A 20,017-nucleotide genomic window follows, 5' to 3' on the forward strand; every position below is an offset into this window, starting at 1 on the left:
AAGGAGCGGTACCGATGAGCACTCGCACGTCCGTCCTGCTGTCCGCAATGCTGTTGTCCCTGCCCGTCGCCGGCACCATCGCCGCGCCACCGGCCGATCTCGAACGCCAGACCCTCGCACCCAATGACGGCTGGGCCTCGCAGCCCACCGCCGCCTTGCCGCAAGGCACCACCGGTGGCTCGGCCGCCGATGCCGCGCACGTCTTTACCGTCAGCGACCGCAACGCGCTCGTTGCCGCTCTGGCATTCCCCGACGCCACGCCGAAGATCATCCGCATCGCCGGCATGATCGACGCCAACGTCGACGACGCCGGCAACGCGTTGACCTGCGCCGACTACGCACGACCGGATCCGCAGACGGCCACGCCCTATTCGCTGGAGGCGTTCCTCGCCACCTACGATCCTGCCGTGTGGGGCCGAGTGAATCCCAGTGGCCCGCTCGAACGTGCGCGCGTGGCCTCGGCCGCGGCGCAGCAGGCGCGCGTGCGCATCCGCGTGCCGGCCAACACCACCATCGTCGGCGTCGGTCGCGGCGCGGGGCTGCGCGGCGCGTGGATCGACATCCGCCCGGGCAGCACCAGCGGCAACCAGCCGATGAACGTGATCGTGCGCAACATCAGCTCCGTCGACACCTACGACTGCTTCCCGCAGTGGGCGCCGACCGACGGCGCCGAGGGCAACTGGAACTCGCTGTACGACGCCATCTCGGTGCGCAACTCGACCCATGTCTGGATCGACCACAACGCCTTCCTCGACATCGACAGCGACGACCGCACCCAGCCGACCTATTTCGGCCGGCTCTACCAGGTTCACGACGGCCTGGTCGACGTGACCAACGAGTCGGACCTGGTCACGGTCTCGTGGAACCTGCTGGCCAACCACGACAAGGCGATGCTGATCGGCTCGTCCGACAGCGCCGTCGCCGACCGCGGCAAGCTGCGCGTGAGCCTGCACCACAACCTGTTCCACGGCCTGGGCCAGCGCGTGCCGCGGGTGCGCTACGGCCAGGTCCACGTCTACAACAACCAGTACAGCCTGACCAATAGCGGCGCCCTGACCTACGGCTACAGCTGGGGCGCCGGCATCGAGTCGCAGATATACGCACAGAACAACCATTTCCTGATGCCCGTCGCGGTTACGCCGGACCTGTTCGTGGAACGCTTCAACGGCACCGCGCTGCATGCACAGGGCACGCTGCTGAACGGTTTCACCCGCTTCAGCGAGGTCGACGTGGTCGCCGCTTTCAACGCGACCAGCGCCACGCTGCTCGATCCGAACGTGGCATGGACGCCAACGCTGTATCGACGCATCGATCCGACCTGGTCGGTGCCGTTGACGGTCATCCTGGGGGCAGGTCCATTCAAGTGAGCGTCCGACCTTGATGAACCATGATGTGTCGAAGCAACGGCGACGCCTGCTGCAGGCGTCGCTGACCGCCGCAGCCGCGGCCACGCTTCCGCCGTTGCGGGCAGCCGCCACCGCACCACCATTCGACGCCATCGTCGCGCGCACGCCCCAGCCGGGCGCGCGCACGTTCGCCAGCGTCGGCGAGGCGATTGCAGCTGCGCCAATGGAAGGACGGGCGCCGTTCCGCATCCTGGTCACGCGCGGGCGCTGGCACGAGAAGCTGGTGGTCGACCGGCCCAACATCCACCTGGTCGGCGAGGACCGCAGCGGCAGCGTGCTCACCTTCGACGCCGCAGCCGGCATGAAGCGCCCCGACGGCGAACCCTGGGGCACCTGGGGCTGCGCCAGTGTCACGGTGCGCGCGCCGGACTTCCGCGCGCAGCGGCTGGCGATCGAGAACGCGTTCGACTACGTCGGCAACCTGGCCACGCCGAAGTTCGAACCGATCGGCCCGAACGGTGCGCAGGCGGTGGCGCTGATGCTCGATGCCGGCGCCGACCGCTGCGAGTTCGACGACGTCGACCTCAGCGGCCATCAGGACACATTGTTCGCCGATGCCGGGCGCAGCCTGTTCCGCAGCTGCCGCATCAGCGGCAGCGTCGATTTCGTCTTTGGCGGCGGCAATGCGCTGTTCGAGGACTGCGAACTGCATTCGCGGTTCCGCCCGGGCAAGGAGCGCCAGGGTTATGTCGCCGTGCCATGCACGCCTGCCCGCCAGCCGCATGGCCTGACCTTCCTGCGTTGCCGCCTAAGCCGCGACGCACTGATTCCGGACGCCAGCGTCGCGCTCGGACGCGCATGGCGCCCGGGCCGGACGTTTGCCGACGGCAAGTACGGCGATCCCGATGCGGTTGGCGCCGCGGCGTATCTGTCGTGCTGGATGGATGCGCACATCGACCCCAAAGGCTGGGACGCGATGGGCTATACCGCGCGCGACGGCAAGCGCGTGATGCTGGAACCGGAGCTGGCACGGTTGTTCGAACACGACAGCCGCGGCCCGGGTGCACATCAGTCGCCGACGCGGCGACAAATCGATCCGACGCAGCTGGCGATGTACACGCGCGAACGCGTGCTCGCCGGCTGGATGCCTGAAGCGTAACGAGAGACTGCAATGCTGAGATTTGCCCTGGCCCTGGCCCTGTGCCTGTCGATCCTGTCCATGGCCGGCCCGGCCCTCGCGGCCGATCCGGCGCCCGTGACCATCCACCTCGCCGGCGATTCGACGATGGCGGAAAAGCTCCCGGAAAAGCGCCCCGAGACTGGCTGGGGCGAGTACCTGGAGGCGCAGTTCAAGCCCGGCGCGGTCATCGTCGACAACCGCGCGAAGAACGGTCGCAGCACGCGCACGTTCATCGAGGAAGGGCGCTGGCAGGCGCTGCTCGATGCGACGCGCGCCGGCGATGTGGTGCTGATCCAGTTCGGCCACAACGACCAGTCGGTGGAGAAGAAGGATCGCTATACGCCGCCGGCGGACTACGCCCGCAACCTCGCCCGATTCGTCGCCGACGTCCGCGCGCGCCAGGCCACGCCGGTGCTGCTGACACCTGTGGCGCGGCGACGCTTCGACGAGGGCGGCAAGGTGCTCGACAGCCACGGCGAGTATCCGGGCCTGGTGCGTGCACTGGCTGCGCGCGAACAGGTCGCGCTGATCGACATGGAGCGGCGCAGTGCGGCGGTGCTGCAGGAGGCCGGCGTGGAAGGGTCGAAGCGGTTGTTCCTGTGGGTGCCGGCGGGAGCGAATCCGAACTATCCCGATGGCGTGGAAGACAACACGCACTTCTCGCCGGCGGGAGCCGAGCGCATGGCGCGCGAGTTTGCGTTCGCGCTGCGCGAGTCGGGGTTGCCGGCGGCGCAGTTGCTCGGCAACCCCTGAACTCTCTCCCCGAGCCCTACTTCAACGGCGCCCGCCGCGGCAACGGCTTCAGCGGCTCCATCGTGTCGAGGTCCCAATCGGCCGGTACGAAGGCCTGCGTCGTCGCCTGCTGTTTGGGGTAGCCACCGACCTGTTCCTGGCTGTCGATGATGCGACCCCGCCCTTCGATGGTGTCGGCGAGGATCCGCCGGTCGACATCGTCGCGATCCCACGGCCGCGCGCCGGCATTGGCGACCACCGCGTCCTGCACCTGCGACGACGGCATCACGGTCACGCCGAACGGCAAGGCCGGCGGCTTCTTCAGCATGTCGACCTTGATCGGCGTGGTGGTGTAGCGCCCCTGCTGCGGCAGCGGCGCACCGAGGCGATCGACCGCGAGGTTGTCGTCCAGGTATACGTCCAGATCGCCGGAACCGCCGACGCTGAAGAAGGCCACTTCCTCGGTCGAGATGCCCGCGCGCATGACATTGCCGCGCGCAATCACCTGCCCGCGCGAGTACGGATGGCCGAGCCATTCCTCGGCGATCAGGTTGTAGTGCACGCCGCGCTGGCCCGGGTCGTAGATCAGGTTGTTGATCACCTGGCCGCGCGCGCCGCCCTTGAACAGGGGGTTGCGTTCGTAGTTGTGGGCGTAGAGATTGCCGATGATCAGCACGTCGTTGACGTGGTCGTGGATCAGCGAGCCCTTGGAGTGTTCGCCCTTGGCGTGGGTGGCATTGGCCAGGCCCTCGGCGATGATGTTGTTGCTGTAGGTGATGCGGCGCGACGCTGCGTCCATCCACTGCTGCTCGCTTTCGCCGTAGAAGCGCGTGCTCGATGCCGACAGGTTCTCGTCGGTGGCCCAGCTCAGCGAGCAGTGGTCGACGATGACGTCATGCGCGCCGCGCACGGTGGTGATCGCATCGATGTCGCCCGACCACTTGGGCTTGTTGCCGTCGCCCGGGCGCATCCGGATGTGGCGCACCACCACGTCATGCGTGGCGATGGTCAGGCCGCCCTTGATGAAGCTGATCCCCGGCTGCGGTGCGGTCTGGCCGGCGATGGTCAAGTAGGGTTCCGTGATGCGCAGTTCCTTCATGCCCAGGTCGATCACGCCGCCCACTTCGAACACCACGATGCGCGGCCCGCTGGCCGCCAGCGCCTCGGCGAAGGAGCCCGGGCCGGACGCCTCCAGCGTGGTAACGCGGATGATCCGGCCGCCGCGTCCGCCGGGCGTATGCGCCGCCCAGCCCTGCGCGCCCGGGAAGGCCAGCGCGGACGCTGCTGCGGCTGTCCCCGTCGAGACAGGCGCCCCTTGGGCGCCATTGGCGGCCAGGCCGGGGCCGGCCATGGCCAGAGCCAGCGCGGTGACCGCAAATCCGCGGCCAAGCCCCTGAAAAACGTGCCCCTTCCCCTGCTTCCCCATCCGTGCCTCTCCCCGAGTCGTGGTCCGAGTGTAGGCCCCGATTGTCAATGACACCGGTTTCCTATACAACTCCATCGAAGAGACATCACCAGGGGATAGGGCACTGCATGGACAGACTCGCGCCGGAAGGGGACAGCGCCGACAGCGCCGCAATCGCGCAACGGCTGGTCACGGCGCGGCGTCAGGCGGTGGCGTTACCGGACTATCCCGGCGCGCTGCCGGAGACGCTCGATCAGGGCTACGCGATCCAGGACCATGCCATCGCGCTGTGGGGACGGCCGGTGGTGGGCTGGAAGGTTGGCCGCATTCCCGCCGACTGGGAGGCGCGCCTGGGTGAGGAACGCCTGGTCGGTCCGATCTTCGAAGGCGCGGTGCAGGCGCCTGCCGACGGCGTCGGCGAATTCGCGGTGATCACGGGCGGCTTTGCCGCGGTCGAGGCCGAATACGTGTTCCGGCTGCGTGCCGATGCGCCTGCCGACAAGATCCGCTACAGCGATGATGAAGCGGCTGCGCTGGTGGATGTGCTGCTGGTCGGCGTCGAGCTCGCCGGCAGCCCGCTGCCGCTGATCAACGTGCTGGGGCCGCCGATCGTGGTCTCCGACTTCGGCAACAACACCGGCCTGGTCCTCGGCCGGGAAGTGCCGGACTGGCAGACGCTGGATCCGGCCGCTCTTCGCTGCGAGACCTTCATCGACGGTGAGTCGGTCGGCACCGGCGGCGCCAGTTCGATTCCCGGCGGCCTGCTCGCCGCGCTGGCGTTCGCGCTCTCCCGCTGCGCCAGTCGCGGCCACCCGCTCAAGGCGGGCATGCTGGTCACCACCGGCGCCGCCACCGGCATCCACGACATCCTGGCCGGGCAGGACTCGCGCATCAGCTTCGGTAGCTGGGGCGAGCTGCATTGCCGCACGACCACCGCCACCGAGGGGCGCGCATGATCGAAAGACGCCGGTTCCTTGCTGGCATGGCCGCGGCCTGCGGCGCGTCGGTGCTGCCTGCGCTGGGCGCCAGCCCCGACGTCCGCATCCTTACCGCCACCGACGTCCATGTGAAGGACTACCCGACCGTTGCCGCCGTGCAATGGATCGGCAAGCAGCTCGAACAGGAAACCGGCGGCCGCCTGCGCCTGCGCATGTACCACTCCGGCCAGCTCGGGCGTGAGTCGGAGGCCATCGACATGGCCCGCTTCGGCGCGATCGACATCACCCGCGTCTACTCCGGTGCGCTCAACAACGCATTCCCGCTGACCCAGGTGCTGTCGCTGCCGTACGTCTTCGATTCCGTGCCGCACCTGCGCGCGGCACTCGACGGCAACGTCGGCGCCGCCGTGCTGAAGGGTTTCGAACAGCGCGACCTGGTTGGCCTGGCGATCTACGACAGCGGTGCGCGCTGCTTCTACAACGTGCGCCGGCCGATCCACACGCCGGCGGACATGCACGGGCTGAAGTTCCGCGTGCCGGCCTCGGACATCTTCATGCGGATGATCCGCCTGTTCGGCGGCAACCCGACACCGCTGGCCTACGGCGAAGTGTTCTCGGCGTTGCAGACGCACCTCATCGACGGCGCCGAGAACAACCTGCGCAGCTTCCACTCCAGCCGCCAGTTCGAAGCCGCCCACTACTGGTCGCAGACCGAGCATTCCTACGCACCCGACGTGCTGCTGATCTCACGCCGCAGCCTGGATTCGCTGCAGTCACGCGACCGCGCCCTGCTGCTCGACATCTCGCGTGCGTCGGTAGCGGTGATGCGCACCCTGTGGGACGAGTCCGAAGCGCAGGCGCGCAAGGACCTCATCGCCGCCAACGTGCGCATGAACGACTGCGACCTGGACGCATTCCGCCAGGCCGTGGCGCCGTTGCTGGCCGACTACCACCGCGACCCGGCGATCGAAGCGCTGTATCGCCAAATCCGCTCACTGGCCTGAGGCATGACGATGGCAGAAGTTCCCATGGCAGTTCCGCCGGATGCCGATGCCGAACGCACCGGCGAGCACGCCGACAGCGAGGCCGCGCCGCGCACATGGCTCGATCGCGTCGCCAGTTTCGCCATCGGTGTGGCCGGCGTTGCCCTGGTCGGCATGGTCGCGGTGCAGGCGCTGCAGGTGTTCGCGCGCTACGTGCTCAACGATTCGCCGGGCTGGACCGAGCCGGTCGCGCTGCTGCTGCTCAATACCGCCATGAGCTTCGGCGCGGCGGCTGGCGTTCACCGCGGTTCGCACTTTGGTTTCTTCATCCTCGTGCACTCCGCTCCGCCGACCGTGCGCCGGGTGCTGATGTCGCTGACCAACCTGGTCATCGCCGGCATCGGTTTCGTCCTGGCGTTGTGGGGCGGTGAGCTGCTGCTCGACGGCATCGACATCCCGATGGCCGGCGCGCCGCTGCCGCAGAGCGCCGTGTTCGCGCCGATGTCGATTGCCGGCGCGCTGATGGTGCTGTTCGCCCTCCAGCGACTGGTCGCGGTGATCACCGCGCCGGCCGAACCTGCACGGAGCAAATGATGGCAGTCACGATCCTCTTCGTCGTTTTTGGCGTGCTCCTCGTCATCGGCGTGCCGGTCGCCTTCTCGCTGGCGTCTGCCGCGCTGGCGACGCTGCTCTACATCGGCCTGCCGCCGATCGTGATGGTGCAGCAGACCGCCGCCGGTGCCGGCTCGGCCTCGCTGATCGCCATTCCGCTCTTCATCTTCGCCGGCGAGATCATGCTGCGCGGCGGCATCTCCGAACGCCTGATCGGCCTGGCCTCGTCGCTGGTCGGCCACCTGCGCGGCGGCCTGGGCCAGGTCAGCGTGCTGTCGTCGCTGTTCTTCGGCGGCGTGTCGGGTTCGGCCATCGCCGACGTGTCGGCGATCGGCAGCGCGATGATCCCTCAGATGGTGCGGCGCGGCTTCGACCGCGACTTCGCCGTCAACGTCACCATGACCGCGGCGATGGTCGCGCTGCTGGTGCCGCCTTCGCACAACCTGATCCTGTACTCGGCATCGGCCGGCGGCAGCATCTCCATTGCCGACCTGTTCGCAGCCGGCATCCTGCCGGCGCTGCTGATGACGGCAACGCTGATGCTGACCTGCTGGATCATCGCCCGCCGCCGCGGCTACGCCATCGAGGCCTTTCCAGGCTTCGCCGTGGTGCTGCGGCGCCTGGTCGCGGCGGCGCCGGGCCTGCTGCTCGTTGCGATCATCTTCATCGGCATCCGCGCCGGCATCTTCACCGCGGTGGAAAGCGCGGCCATTGCCGTGGTCTATGCACTGCTGGTGACCGCACTGGTCTACCGCAATCTGCGCTGGCGCGACTTCCTGGAGACCGTCACCGGCGCGGCGCGCACCACCGGCATGATCGTGTTCGTAATCGCCTCGGCGGCGTCGTTCGGCTGGCTGCTGGCCTACCTGCAGGTGCCGTCGGCCGCGGTCGAAGGGCTGACCAGCATCACCACCGACAAGAACCTGCTGCTGTTGCTGATGATCCTGATCCTGCTGGTGCTGGGCACCTTCATGGACCTGGCGCCGATGATCATCATCTGCACCCCGATCTTCCTTCCGCTGGCCAAGGCGATCGGCGTGGACCCGGTGCATTTCGGCGTGATCCTGATCCTCAAGGGCGGCATCAGCCTGATCTCGCCGCCCCTGGGGTCGGTGCTGTTCGTCGGTACCGCGATCGGCAAGATCAGCATCGGCGAGACCCTCAAGACGATCTGGCCGTTCTGGCTGGCGGCCTTCTCGGTACTGCTGGTGGTGACCTTCGTGCCGCAGCTGTCGCTGTGGCTGCCGGCGCTGATGAAGTGAGCCGCTGCCATGGCCGCCGCCACGCCCGCAACCGCGCCAGCGCCTGCGGCGGCTAGAATGGGCCAACCCACGGGCTGCCCATGACCGACTCCACCTCCCGACCCCGCCGCCGCGTCCGCACCACCACGGCCACCGCCGCGGCCGCGCCGTCCGAGCCGGTGACGCTGGCAGGCAAGGCGACGATCAACGACATCGCCCGCCTCACCGGCGTGTCGAAGAAGACCGTGTCGCGGGTGATCAACGACTCGCCGCTGGTGCACCCGGAGACGCGCGAGAAGGTCCTGGCGCTGATGAAGCAGCTGGGTTACTCGCCCGATCCACAGGCGCGCGGGCTGGCGTTCCGGCGCTCGTTCCTGATCGGCCTGGTCTACGACAACCCGACCGCGCAGTTCATCGTCAACATGCAGTACGGCGCGCTCGACGCGCTGCGCGACTCCGGCTATGAGCTGGTCGTGCATCCCTGCGACAGCTCGAAAGAAGACTACATCGACGGTGTCAGGCGCTTTGCCCAGCAGCAGAAGCTGCATGGCGTGATCCTTATTCCGCGCGTGTCCGAGGACGAACAGCTGGCCACCGCCCTGCGCGAGATCGGTGTGCGCTACGTGCGCATCGCCTCGATTCCGCTCGACCAGGCCGCGAACATGGTGGTCACGCACGACCGCCGCGCCGGCACCGAGGCCGCCAACTATCTCGAATCGCTCGGTCACCGCACGCTTGGCCTGATCACCGGCCCGCGCCGGTATCGCTCGACCATCGAGCGCGGCGGTGGCTTCCTCGCCGGCCTGGCCGATCGCGGCATCGAACTGTCGCCGGACTACATGTTCGAAGGTGGCTACACCTTCGAGTCCGGCGTCGCCGGCGCCGAGTACCTGCTGGCCAAGTCGCCGCGCCCGACCGCGATTTTCGCCTGCAACGACGAGATGGCCGCCGGTGTTTACAAGGCGGCGATGCGTCGCGGTCTGTCGATCCCCGGCGACCTGTCGGTGGTCGGCTACGACGACAGCCCGCTGGCGTCGCAGTTGTGGCCGGCGCTGACCACGATCCACTCGCCGATCCGTGATCTCGGCCGCCAGGCCGCGCAGATGCTGCTGGCCACCGAAACTGCCGCACCGGCAGTGCCGCGCACGGTGACGCCGCAGCTGGTGGTCCGGGATTCGAGCCAGCGCCCCAAGGCCTGAAGCAAAAGCATCCCTCTTCCGCCTGGCCCGGCTTTTGACACCGGTTACCAAAACCCCGTTATCATCGCCACATCATCCCGCCGCGCGCCTGCTGGCACCCGGCACAAGCACTGCAAAGCCCGTATCGGAGGCCCGATGTTCGCCAAGACCTACCACGCCACCCATCCCGACATGATGGACGGGGCCAGCAACGACCAGCTGCGCGAGCGCTACCTGATCCAGGACCTGTTCGTTGCCGGCCAGGTCGTCCTCAACTACTCGCACAACGAGCGCTTCGTGATCGGCGGCGCCGCCCCGACCGCCGCGCCGGTCGCACTGCCCGCGCAGACCGAGCCGGCCTCGGCCGCCGGACAGCCGTTCCTGCAGCGTCGCGAGCTGGGCGTGGTGAACGTCGGTAGCGGCACCGGCACGGTCACCGTCGACGGCACCGCCTACACGCTCGAGCCCAAGGACGGCCTGTACGTGCCGATGGGCAGCGAGAAGGTGGAGTTCGCCTCCGCCGATGCGGCCAATCCCGCGAAGTTCTACCTGGCGTCGACGCCGGCACACACGCGCTTCGAAACCAAGCACATCTCGATCTCGCAGGCGGTTCCGCTTGAGCGCGGTTCGCTGGAGACCTCGAACGAACGCACGATCTACCAGTACATCGTCCCGGCCACGGTCAAGTCGTGCCAGTTGCTGCTTGGCCTGACGATCCTCAAGACCGGCAGCGTCTGGAACACCATGCCGCCGCACCTGCACGACCGCCGCTCGGAGGTCTATTTCTACTTCGACCTGGGCAGCGAGCGCGTCATGCACTTCATGGGCGAGCCGGCCGACATGCGTCACATCGTCATCGCCAACGACGAGGCCGTGGTGTCGCCGCCGTGGTCGATCCACATGGGCTCGGGCACAAAGAATTACTGCTTCATCTGGGCGATGGGCGGCGAGAACCTCGACTACACCGACATGAACCAGCTCGACATCTGCCAGCTCAAGTAAGGGGACGCATGGGCACGGAACTGTTCAACCTGCAGGGCAGGGTCGCGGTCGTCACCGGCGCCAACACCGGCCTGGGCCAGGGCATCGCCCTGGCGCTGGCGCAGGCCGGCGCCGACATCGCCGCGGCCGGCACCTCGGCGCCGACCGAGACCGGCGAGAAGGTGCGCGCGCTGGGTCGCCGCTTCATCGCGATCGAGGCCAACCTGTCGAGCCTGGAGCCGGTCGAACGGATCGTGCGCGAGACCGTCGATGGGCTCGGCGGCCTCGACATCCTGGTCAACAACGCGGGCATGATCCGCCGCGCCGACGCCGTGGATTTCAGCGAGCAGGACTGGGACGACGTCATGAACGTCAACCTCAAGTCGGCGTTCTTCCTCGCCCAGGCCGCCGGCCGCCACATGATCGGCCAGGGCAGCGGCAAGATCATCAACATCGCCTCGATGCTGTCGTTCCAGGGCGGCATCCGCGTGCCGTCGTATGCAGCCAGCAAGAGCGGCATTGCCGGCATCACCCGCCTGCTTGCCAACGAATGGGCGGGCAAGGGACTGAACGTCAACGCGATCGCGCCGGGCTACATGGTGACCAACAACACCGCGCAGCTGCGTGCCGACGAGGATCGCAACGCGCAGATCCTCGGTCGCATTCCGGCCGGCCGGTGGGGCGAGCCGTCTGACCTCGGCGGTGCGGCCGTGTTCCTGGCATCGCATGCGTCGGATTACGTCAACGGCGCGATCATCCCGGTCGACGGCGGCTGGCTGGCGCGCTGATCAGGCGAGTAACGGAAGGCGACGACGATGCGCGCACAGCTCTCAAACGTGATCACCGTTGTTGCCATCCTCGCCTGCACTGCGGCGTACGCAGGCGAACCGCGCCGCGACTCCTATGTCGAACAGGCGCGCGACATCGCGGTTGAGCAACCAGGTCCGCACGAGGGCCTGGGCACCACCACCGCCTACCCGTTCTTCGCCGACGCCGCCGGGTTCGACCTGGTGTTCCGCCAGCGCGCCCTGCACCCGGGCGCGACCATCGGCGAGCACCGCAACGACAAGGACGAGATCTATTACGTCCTGTCGGGCCGCGGCGAGTTGATGCTCGATGGCAAGCGACGGGAGGTCGGTGCCGGCGACGCGATCCTTACGCGCAACGGCAGTACCCACGCCCTGGCGCAGCGCGGACAGGCCGACCTGGTGATCATCGTCGCGTACCCGAAGCAGGCGCCCGCGCCGTAGCCGGCCCGCTCGCCCCGGCTGCCAACCGGCTGGCAAAACGCCTGCCTGGGGGAAAAACGGTCACGTCGCGCGGACCTGACTGAATGCTTCAGAAAGCCCCCCGTCGCCCCTCGCTTGCGCGACGGCGGCAGGCGTATGCTGATGTCGCCGCCACTTGGGAGCCGGCCATGAAACGCTCACTCATTCTGTTCGTCGCGATGGGCATCGCGATGCTTTCCGGCTGCGCCACCACGCCGGCCGTGTTCACCGACTACGACCCGGGCGTGAGCTTCGGCCAGTACCGGACCTACCGCTGGGCGCAGAAGCCGGAAGGCTATTCGCCGCTCGAGCAGCAGCGCCTGGTCGCGGCGGTCGACGCCAAGCTGCGCGAGCGCGGCTGGACCCAGTCGACCGAAGCGCAGATCGACATCGTCGCCAACGTCGCCACCGAAACGCGCTACAGCCTCGACAGTTTCTACAGCGGCCCGGCATGGGGCGGCTGGGGCTGGGGCGGCGGTTGGGGCGGCTGGGGTTGCTGCGGCGGCGGTTGGGGCTGGGGCGCCAGCTACGGTTCGACCACTACCCGCGCCTACACCTACGGAACGCTCGTGCTCGACATGTTCGATTCGCAGAGCAAGCGCGCGATCTGGCGTGGCATTGCCCAGGGCACCATCCCGTCCAATCCGCAGCGCCAGACCACCAACATGCTCGCCAGCGTCGACAAGATGTTCGCAACGTTCCCGCCGGGAACGCCGGTCGCGCAGGCGCAGTAAGCGTGCAGGTCGCGGCGCCGGTTGACCGGCGCCGCACGGTCTCTTTACTTGCCCGCCTGCGGCGTGAACAGCAGGTCGTGGTAGTCCCAGCTGAAGTCAGCGATCGGCGACACCGCCTTCATCTTGATCCGGTCGACCTTGCCGTCGGCATCGATCCCGAAACTCACGTATGCAGGCTCGGCGGTGCGGTCGTCCCAGCGCACAATGAAGGTGTCGTACTGCCAGTGCTCAAGCGTGCCGACCATGTTCGGCGTCTGCTTGAAGTCCAGGCGCAGACGGCCCTTCTCCTCGCGAATGTCGATCGGCCCGTACCACGGGTCGGCGAACTTGCCGGCGTAGCCGCCCAGCGGCATCGACGGACGTGACGGCTTCTTCTCGGCCTTGCTCTTGGCCAGGAAGTCCAGCGCGCCCTGCACGCGGCTCTTCTTGTAGGCGGCGAAGTCGCCGACCCAGTCGCGATGCGGTGCACCCAGGTAATGATCGAGCAACTCGTAGCCAAGCCCGCGCAGGACGACGCCGTCTTCGGAGTTGATCTGCAGCGAGAAGCCGACCTGCTTGTCGGGGATCAGCACCACCAGCGTCTGCACGCCAAACACGGCGCCGCCGTGCTCGAGGATCTTGACGCCGCGATAGTCGCGCACGTCCCAACCCAGCGCGTAAGCCGAGAACTGCGGCGTGGCTTCGGCGATCGGGGCCGGATAGGCATCGATCGGCATCAGCACCTGCGGCGTCCACATCTCGCGCGATGCGTCCTCACTGAAAAGGCGACCGCCCTCGGGCAACGCACCGTGGGCCAGCTGGATCGACAGCCAGCGACCGAAGTCATTGGCACTGGACGACACGCCACCGGCCGGCGACGCATTGGCCCCCAGGCTCTGGCGCTCGTCCAGCACTTCCTGCTTGCCGACGCCGCGGAAGCCGCCGTCCATGCGCGCATGCGGCTGCACGCGGTTGGCCGTGGCGAAACGGTCGGCGTCGCGGGTGGTCGAGGTGCGCATGCCTGCCGGCTTGAGCACGCGCTCGCGGACGAAGGTTTCCCAGTCCTGGCCGCTGACGTCCTCGATCAACTGGCCGGCGACGGCGTACAGCAGGTTGTCGTAGGCGTAGCCGCTGCGGAAGCTGGTGGCCGGCTTGATGTAGCGCAGGCGACGCACGGTCTCGGCGCGGCTGAGCGAGGAGCGCGGCACGAACATCAGGTCGCCCGCGCCCAGGCCCAGGCCGCTGCGATGCACCAGCAGGTCGCGGATGGTCATCTCCCGCGTGACCCAGGCGTCGTACATCTGGAAGCCCGGCATGTGGTCGATGACCTTGTCGTCCCAGCCGATCTTGCCTTCGTCGACCAGCACGGCCAGCGCCGCGGTGGTGATGGCCTTGCCGGTCGAACCGGTCGGGAAGATGGTGTCGGCGTCGACCGGCTCGTTCGAACCGAGCCTGCGCACGCCGTAACCCTTGGCGTGCACCACCTTGCCCTGCTCGACGATGGTCACCGCCATGCCCGGCACGCCCTGCTCGCGGATCACCGCGTTGACGTGCGCGTCGAGGTCGGCAGGCGGCGCTGCCCAGACCGCGAAGGAGAACGCCAGCCCGGCCACGGCCGGCACCAGTTTCAGCAGGGTTCGCGGGTGCATCCGTCGCTCGTCAGACATTTTCATCCCAGACATTGGTTGACCAGTGCTTCGAATTCGGCGCCGCCGCGGATCGGATCGGCGACGGCGCAACCCAGGCGATCGCTTTCTGCCGTCAGCAGGCGACGCGCGGCGTTTTCGTCGAGGTGCGCGGTGTTGAGGCTGACGCCGCCGCAACGGATCTGCGGATTGGTGCGACGGCCCAGCTGCAGGTTCAGTGCGATCGTGTCTTCGATGCTCGGCACGGCGTAATGCGGACTGCCCAGAACGCGCTCGCGGCCGGGCTGGTGGCAGACCACGATCACGTCGGGCTGGCTGCCGTGCAGCAGCGCCAGCGAGACACCGGCATAGGCCGGATGGAACAGCGATCCCTGGCCTTCGATCACGTCCCAGTGCAATGCCGCGGCATCGGGCGTGAGCATCTCGGCTGCGCCGGCGGCGAAGTCGGCGATCACCGCATCCAGCGGAATGCCGCCGCCGGCGATCAGGATCCCGGTTTGGCCGGTGGCGCGAAAGTCCGCCGCGACGCCGCGCGAGGTGAACTCACGCGCCAGCGCCAGTGCGGTGTACTTCTTGCCCAGTGCGCAGTCGGTGCCGACCGTCAGCAAGCGCTTGCCGCTGCGCTTGCGTCCCGATGCGATCGGCAGCTTGTCCGGCGGACGCCGCACATCGATCAGGCGACGGCCATGGCGCTTGGCGACGTGCTGCAGACCTGGCAGGTCGGCCAGGCGCATGTGCATGCCGCTGATGATGTCGAGCCCGGCTTCGAGCGCATTGACCAGCGCCGCCACCCAGTGTTCCGGGATGACGCCGCCGGCGTTGGCGACACCGATGACCAGCGCGCGCGCACCGGCCGCATGTGCCTGCGCCGGCGTCATGGCCGGCAGGCCCGTGCTGACACGGGCGCCGGGCAGGAGGTATTCCCCGAGGCATTGCTCCGGCGCCCAGTCACGCAGACCAAACGCGGTCTTGGCGTAACCGGGCTCCACCGTGTCCCCCAGGAACAGCAGGTACGGTGCGGGCAATGCCGGGGTCTCGGGTTCGTGCAGCGTGGGGGCGACTTGCATCTGCGGTCAGAACCTGTAGTCGACCTCGATGCCGAAGGTGCGTGGCTGTATCGGCGCGGCGACCAGCTTCTCGGTGACGTCGGTCAGCTCGCTGGTGATGTCGCCGATGGACTGGTAGGCGCGCTCGTCGCTGACGTTCTTGACGTAGGCGCGCAAGGTCCAGTTCTCGTTGCTGAGATACGCGTTGAGGTCGGCGGTGATGTAGCTGTCGAGCTCCAGCGGCGGGGTGACATCGCTCGCCAGCAACGTCGGCGGCGTGGTGCTCGGGTCGAGGATGTCCTGGCGCGCGGTGGTGCCATTGCTGGTCGCACCGACGTAGCGCAGGGCGCCACCGAAGTGGGCCGTCCAGCCATTGGAAAGCGGCAGATAGTAATCAGCCGTCGCGTTCCACGACCAGTCGGGCACATAGGGCAGTGCGTCGCCCTTCGCGCCGCTGGTGATCTCCACCAGGTACGGCGGCGACTCCACCGAGATCACCGGGAAGCTCTCGTCGAGCTTGGCATCGGTGTAGGAGCCGTTGAGGCCGATGTCGAAGTTGCTGCTGGCATGGAACACCGTGGCCAGCTCGATACCGGTGCTGCTGGCCTTGCCTGCGTTGACCAGACCGGAGATGCCGTTCACCACCGACGCGACCTGGATGTCGTCCCAGGCGATATGGAAGCCGGTCACGTCGAACTGCAGGCGATTATCAAGCCACAGCGACTTCAGGCCCAGCTCGTAGTTGGTCAGCGTCGAGGCGTCGACCTGCGAAGGCAGGCCATCGACCAGCACATTCGGGCCGCCCGGCTGGTAGCCGGTGGCGACGCGTGCGTAGACCATGGCTTCGTCGCTGAGCTGGAGCTGCGGGCTCAGGCTCCAGGTGAATACATCTTCAGACGAACTGTTGGGCGTGCTGCCCAGCGGCACCAGGATGCCTTCGGTGACGTCCTGCGAGAAATCCTGTTCGTTGCGCGACCAGCGCACGCCGGCGCTGACCTTGAAGGCATCGGTGAAGTTGTATGCGCCGTTGGCGAAGAACGCGGTTTCTTCGTACGTGCTGGGGATCTGCAGGACCGCAAGCGTGCCTGCGATGGTGTCGAATGGCGCCGGCAGCGGCGAACCGTCAAGCTGGTTCAACTTCGCCGTCTGCTTCTGGAAAGCGTCTTCCTTGGTGTAGAACACGCCGGCCATCCATTCGAATGGACCGCTCTGCTTCGAGACCAGGCGGAACTCCTGGGTGAACTTGTCCAGGTCCAGGCCGATGTCGAAGTACGAGCTGCCCGGTTCCGGCAGGCCCAGCAGCATGTCGGCGACGCCGCCGTACAGCACGGTGGTGTCCGTGCGCTGGTTGCTGCGCGACTCGGAATAGCCGGTGGCCGAAACGAAGTCGGCCCAGCCCAGGTTCCAGTTCACCGTCGCCGAGTAGTAGTCGACGTCCTTGTAGAACGGTTCGTCGACGACGACGTTGTTGGTGAGATCGCCGAACAGCGGCTTCTGGCTTTCCGGGTCGAGCGCGACCAGGGCGTTGTTGTCGCTGTCGACGGTCTGGCGCATCGCCGTCAGGTCGAGCGTGGCGCTTTCGCCCTGCCAGCGCAGCGCGACACGCGCGCTGGTCTGCTTGGCGGAGTTGATGTCTTCCTCGCCGTTGACGGGATTGTCGATGTAGCCCGGCAGTTCGTTCTGCGCGTAGCTCACGCGCAGGCCGAGGCGATCGTCGACGAGCGGCAGGTTGGCGCCGAAGCGGGCGTTCCAGCCCAGGTCGCCGGAATCCTCGACGCTCGACAGTCCGCCACCGACGCGGAACTCGGTGTTGGACAGGTCCGGGGCCACCGACACGTACTTGACCAGGCCGCCCATCGCGCTGGCACCGTAGAGCGTGCCCTGCGGGCCGCGCATCACTTCGATGCGGCTGATGTCGTAGGGCAGCAGGTCGAGGGCGAAGAAGTTGGCGGCCTGGTAGATGCCGCTGGAGCCCAGCGGCGTTTCGTCCAGGTAGGTGCCGACGGTGGCGCTTGACGACAGCGGCGAGACGCCGCGCAGCGAAACCTGCGTCTTGCCCGGCGAACCATTGGTGCTGATGAACAGGCCCGGCACGGTCGCCTGGAAGTCGCTGAGCTGGGTGGCGTGCGAGTTCTCGATGCTCTCCTCGGTGATCACGCTGATCGAGGACGGAACTTCGCGGATGTTCTCCGAGCGCTTGTTGGCCGTGACTACGACCTTGTCCAGGTCGGTCGCGCTGTGACCTCCCGCCGAGGCCGCATCCTGGGCGAAGGCCGAGCCTGCCACTGCCATCGCCAGCGTGCCGGCGATGACAACCGCCAGCGGGCTGCGACGCATCGAACGCACCGACGCGCGCTTGAGGGCTACCGGGTTGCTGCTTGCGTCAACGTCGTACATGTCGTCGTTCCCCTGGTGGTAAGTCTTACAAAGGTGTCGCTTGGCCAATGGCCGCGGCGGGCAACTGCGCGACCGCTTCCACCTTTCGGGTGGGGCGATCGAGCAGCCACAGCAGGGCGCCGGCGGCAATGCCGACCGCGCCCATGAGTACGAAGAAGGAAGAAGGGCCGAGCACGCTCCAGTAGGTACCGAGCACGCCGGCCAGCAGGCTGCCGCCGAAGGTCGTGAAGAACCACGCGGCGATGGTGGTCGCGCCGTGCCCCGCCGGCGCGAGCCGTGCGAACAATCCCAGGCCGATCGGCAGGATGAAGAGCTCGCCCGAGGTCAGCACCAGGAAGAACAGCGCCAGCCAGATCCAGCTCGCCTGCCCCGCCGGCGCGGTCGCGCTGACCACGGCCAGCAGCAGGTAGGCACAGGCGACGCCGAGCGCGCCAATGGCCATCTTGCGGGCCGGCGCAGGTTCGCGACCGTTGCGGGCCTGTCGGGTCCAGTGCGCGACGAACAACGGCGTCAGCACGATCACCAGCAGGGGATTGAGCGACTGGAACCAGGTCATCGGGATGGTGAAGCCGCCGAGCGCGCGGTTCACGCCCGTGTCCGCCCATAGCGCGATGGTGTTGCCGAGCTGCTCGTAGGCGCCGCGGAACAGCATCACCGTCAGCGCGATCGCGGCCAGCACGCGCACGCGCTGCCACAACTCATGGCGCTGCAGCGCGACCGCCGGCTGCGTCGGCGCGTCGGTGCGTCGCGGGCCTTCTTCGGGCAGGTGGCGCGAACCGAGCACATAGATCACCAGTCCGGCGAGCATGCCGATGCCGGCGGCGCCGAATCCGTAATGCCAGCCGTACAACTCGCCGAGCGTGCCGCAGACCAGTGGCGCCAGCAGGCCGCCGACGTTGATGCCGACGTAGTACACGTTGTAGGCCGAGCCGCGACGCGGATCGTCCTTGGCGTAGAGACCGTCGATCTGGCTCGGCAGGCTCGGCAGGAACAGGCCGTTGCCGAGCGCGATAGCGGCCAGCGCGAAGTAGAACAGGCTTTCGGAGGCCATCAGGAAATGGCCGAGCGCCATGATCGAGGCGCCGATGATCACGGCGCGACGGCGCCCGAGCCAGCGATCGGAGATCACCCCGCCGATGATCGGCGTGAAGTAGACCGTCGCCGTGTACGCGCCATACACCAGCGACGCGTGCTGCTGGCCCAGCGACAGCTGCTTGGTCATGTAGTAGACCAGCAGCGAGCGCATGCCGTAGTAGGAGAAGATCTCCCACATCTGCGTCAGGAACAGCACGGTCAGGCCACGCGGCTGGCCGAACAGGTCGCGGCTGCGCGCGCTTGCGACCATCCTCAGCAACCGCCCCACACGTTGCCGGGGCAGTCGACCTGGCCGTCGGCATAGATCACGCCCGGGCTGCGGTCCTGGGCAAGGAACAACGCACCGTCGAGATCGACGATGTCGCAATGCTGGCCGAGCACGAAGCCCGCGCCCATCGCCCAGCTGGTACCGATCATGTTGCCGACCATCACCTGCAGGCCCAGCGCGCGGGCGCGTTCGGCCATCAGCAGGCCTTCGGTCAGGCCGCCGCACTTGTCGAGCTTGATGTTGACCACGTCGAAGCGGCCCAGCAGCGGTTCGATCTCGTCCAAGCCCTGCACGCTTTCGTCAGCCGCGATCGCAACGCTGCAATCGAGGCCGTCGAGGCAGGCTTCGTCGCCGCGCGCGCACGGTTGCTCGAGCAGCGACACATTTTCATCCACCAGCACCGGCACGAGCTTGTGCAGCGTATCGGCCACGTAGCCCTGGTTGGCGTCCACACCGAGCCAGACATCCGTTCGCGCAGCACGCACGGCATGCACGCGCGCGATGTCGAGGTCGACATCGCCGGTGAGCTTCATCTTGATCGCGCGGGCGTGCGAGTAGGCCACCGCACCGGCGGCCATCACCGCCGGTTCGTCCGCACCGAGCGTGTAGGTCGTCAGCAGCGGACGCGCCGTTTCCAGCCCGGCCAGCTTCCACACCGGCACGCCGGCAAGGCTGGCTTCCAGTTCCCACAACGCGCAGTCGAGCGCGTTGCGGGCGCCGCCCGGCGGCAGCAGCGCGCGCAGTTCCTCGCGGCTGATGCCGGCTTCTATCGCCGCGCGATGCGACTCCAGCGTCGCCAGCATGTCGGCCGGTTCGTCGCGAAGGTAATAAACGCCGGCCCCTTCGCCACGGCCCTGGTGGGGGCCATGGCGCAGGGTCACCACCGTCACCGGCGAATCGCGGAAGACGTGACCGGAGATACGGAACGGCTTCGCCAGGCGGAGCAGTTCGTTGCGGATGTCGACACTGACGGAAGTAGCCACGTGGA

The 20,017-nt window shown here is 67.8% G+C and carries 18 protein-coding genes; 12 read left to right on the top strand and 6 right to left on the bottom strand.

The window, feature by feature from the left end; translation table 11 throughout:
• Positions 1 to 14: 14 nt before the first annotated feature.
• From AB4Y64_RS04885 to AB4Y64_RS04895, 3 genes are read left to right on the top strand one after another with little or no spacing between them, the layout of a single operon-like run.
• Complete coding sequence (locus AB4Y64_RS04885) at positions 15 to 1,367, top strand: pectate lyase family protein (RefSeq protein ID WP_441815324.1); 1,353 nt, start codon at positions 15 to 17, stop codon at positions 1,365 to 1,367.
• Positions 1,368 to 1,380: 13 nt separating this feature from the next.
• On the top strand, positions 1,381 to 2,505 hold the full coding sequence (locus AB4Y64_RS04890; protein ID WP_441815325.1) for a pectinesterase family protein: 1,125 nt from the start codon (positions 1,381 to 1,383) through the stop codon (positions 2,503 to 2,505).
• 12 nt (positions 2,506 to 2,517) lie between these two features.
• Positions 2,518 to 3,279 carry a rhamnogalacturonan acetylesterase gene (locus tag AB4Y64_RS04895; RefSeq protein ID WP_441815326.1) on the top strand — a complete coding sequence of 254 codons (762 nt, stop codon included), beginning with the start codon at positions 2,518 to 2,520 and terminating at the stop codon, positions 3,277 to 3,279.
• Between the two features lie 16 nt (positions 3,280 to 3,295).
• Here the strand turns inward: AB4Y64_RS04895 and AB4Y64_RS04900 are convergent, their stop codons facing one another.
• Positions 3,296 to 4,609: a pectate lyase family protein gene (locus AB4Y64_RS04900; protein WP_441815327.1), complete on the bottom strand. Its 1,314-nt coding sequence runs from the start codon at positions 4,607 to 4,609 to the stop codon at positions 3,296 to 3,298.
• A 182-nt stretch (positions 4,610 to 4,791) separates the two neighbouring features.
• Here AB4Y64_RS04900 and AB4Y64_RS04905 point away from each other — a divergent pair, with 182 nt between their 5' ends.
• From AB4Y64_RS04905 to AB4Y64_RS04945, 9 genes are all read left to right on the top strand, one after another.
• On the top strand, positions 4,792 to 5,619 hold the full coding sequence (locus AB4Y64_RS04905) for a 2-keto-4-pentenoate hydratase (protein ID WP_441815328.1): 828 nt from the start codon (positions 4,792 to 4,794) through the stop codon (positions 5,617 to 5,619).
• Positions 5,620 to 5,645: 26 nt separating this feature from the next.
• Positions 5,646 to 6,605: a TRAP transporter substrate-binding protein gene (locus AB4Y64_RS04910; protein WP_441815832.1), complete on the top strand. Its 960-nt coding sequence runs from the start codon at positions 5,646 to 5,648 to the stop codon at positions 6,603 to 6,605.
• 24 nt (positions 6,606 to 6,629) lie between these two features.
• On the top strand, positions 6,630 to 7,178 hold the full coding sequence (locus tag AB4Y64_RS04915; RefSeq protein ID WP_441815329.1) for a TRAP transporter small permease: 549 nt from the start codon (positions 6,630 to 6,632) through the stop codon (positions 7,176 to 7,178).
• On the top strand, positions 7,178 to 8,458 hold the full coding sequence (locus AB4Y64_RS04920; RefSeq protein ID WP_441815330.1) for a TRAP transporter large permease: 1,281 nt from the start codon (positions 7,178 to 7,180) through the stop codon (positions 8,456 to 8,458). The genes AB4Y64_RS04915 and AB4Y64_RS04920 overlap by 1 nt, the downstream gene beginning before the upstream one ends.
• Before the next feature lie 80 nt (positions 8,459 to 8,538).
• On the top strand, positions 8,539 to 9,636 hold the full coding sequence (locus AB4Y64_RS04925) for a LacI family DNA-binding transcriptional regulator (RefSeq protein WP_441815331.1): 1,098 nt from the start codon (positions 8,539 to 8,541) through the stop codon (positions 9,634 to 9,636).
• A 135-nt stretch (positions 9,637 to 9,771) separates the two neighbouring features.
• Complete coding sequence (gene kduI, locus AB4Y64_RS04930) at positions 9,772 to 10,617, top strand: 5-dehydro-4-deoxy-D-glucuronate isomerase (RefSeq protein WP_441815332.1); 846 nt, start codon at positions 9,772 to 9,774, stop codon at positions 10,615 to 10,617.
• Positions 10,618 to 10,625: 8 nt separating this feature from the next.
• Positions 10,626 to 11,384, top strand: a complete 759-nt coding sequence (gene kduD, locus AB4Y64_RS04935) for a 2-dehydro-3-deoxy-D-gluconate 5-dehydrogenase KduD (protein ID WP_441815333.1) — start codon at positions 10,626 to 10,628, stop codon at positions 11,382 to 11,384.
• Between the two features lie 27 nt (positions 11,385 to 11,411).
• On the top strand, positions 11,412 to 11,846 hold the full coding sequence (locus tag AB4Y64_RS04940) for a cupin domain-containing protein (RefSeq protein WP_441815334.1): 435 nt from the start codon (positions 11,412 to 11,414) through the stop codon (positions 11,844 to 11,846).
• Between the two features lie 167 nt (positions 11,847 to 12,013).
• The gene (locus AB4Y64_RS04945) at positions 12,014 to 12,598 is read left to right on the top strand and encodes a DUF4136 domain-containing protein (protein WP_441815335.1); all 585 of its coding nucleotides are present in this window, start codon (positions 12,014 to 12,016) and stop codon (positions 12,596 to 12,598) included.
• A 44-nt stretch (positions 12,599 to 12,642) separates the two neighbouring features.
• Here the strand turns inward: AB4Y64_RS04945 and AB4Y64_RS04950 are convergent, their stop codons facing one another.
• The 5 genes from AB4Y64_RS04950 to AB4Y64_RS04970 are packed head-to-tail and all read right to left on the bottom strand — an operon-like array spanning position 12,643 to position 20,012.
• Positions 12,643 to 14,226 carry a serine hydrolase gene (locus tag AB4Y64_RS04950; protein ID WP_441815336.1) on the bottom strand — a complete coding sequence of 528 codons (1,584 nt, stop codon included), beginning with the start codon at positions 14,224 to 14,226 and terminating at the stop codon, positions 12,643 to 12,645.
• Positions 14,227 to 14,246: 20 nt separating this feature from the next.
• Positions 14,247 to 15,290, bottom strand: a complete 1,044-nt coding sequence (locus AB4Y64_RS04955) for a DUF1611 domain-containing protein (protein WP_441815337.1) — start codon at positions 15,288 to 15,290, stop codon at positions 14,247 to 14,249.
• A gap of 6 nt (positions 15,291 to 15,296) precedes the next feature.
• Positions 15,297 to 17,666, bottom strand: a complete 2,370-nt coding sequence (locus tag AB4Y64_RS04960) for a TonB-dependent receptor (RefSeq protein WP_441815338.1) — start codon at positions 17,664 to 17,666, stop codon at positions 15,297 to 15,299.
• A gap of 25 nt (positions 17,667 to 17,691) precedes the next feature.
• Positions 17,692 to 19,011 carry a peptide MFS transporter gene (locus AB4Y64_RS04965; RefSeq protein WP_441815339.1) on the bottom strand — a complete coding sequence of 440 codons (1,320 nt, stop codon included), beginning with the start codon at positions 19,009 to 19,011 and terminating at the stop codon, positions 17,692 to 17,694.
• A 2-nt stretch (positions 19,012 to 19,013) separates the two neighbouring features.
• Positions 19,014 to 20,012, bottom strand: a complete 999-nt coding sequence (locus AB4Y64_RS04970; RefSeq protein ID WP_441815340.1) for a dipeptide epimerase — start codon at positions 20,010 to 20,012, stop codon at positions 19,014 to 19,016.
• Positions 20,013 to 20,017 lie beyond the last annotated feature (5 nt).

Source organism: Lysobacter sp. TAF61 (assembly GCF_052113485.1).
Lineage (GTDB): Bacteria > Pseudomonadota > Gammaproteobacteria > Xanthomonadales > Xanthomonadaceae > Lysobacter_J.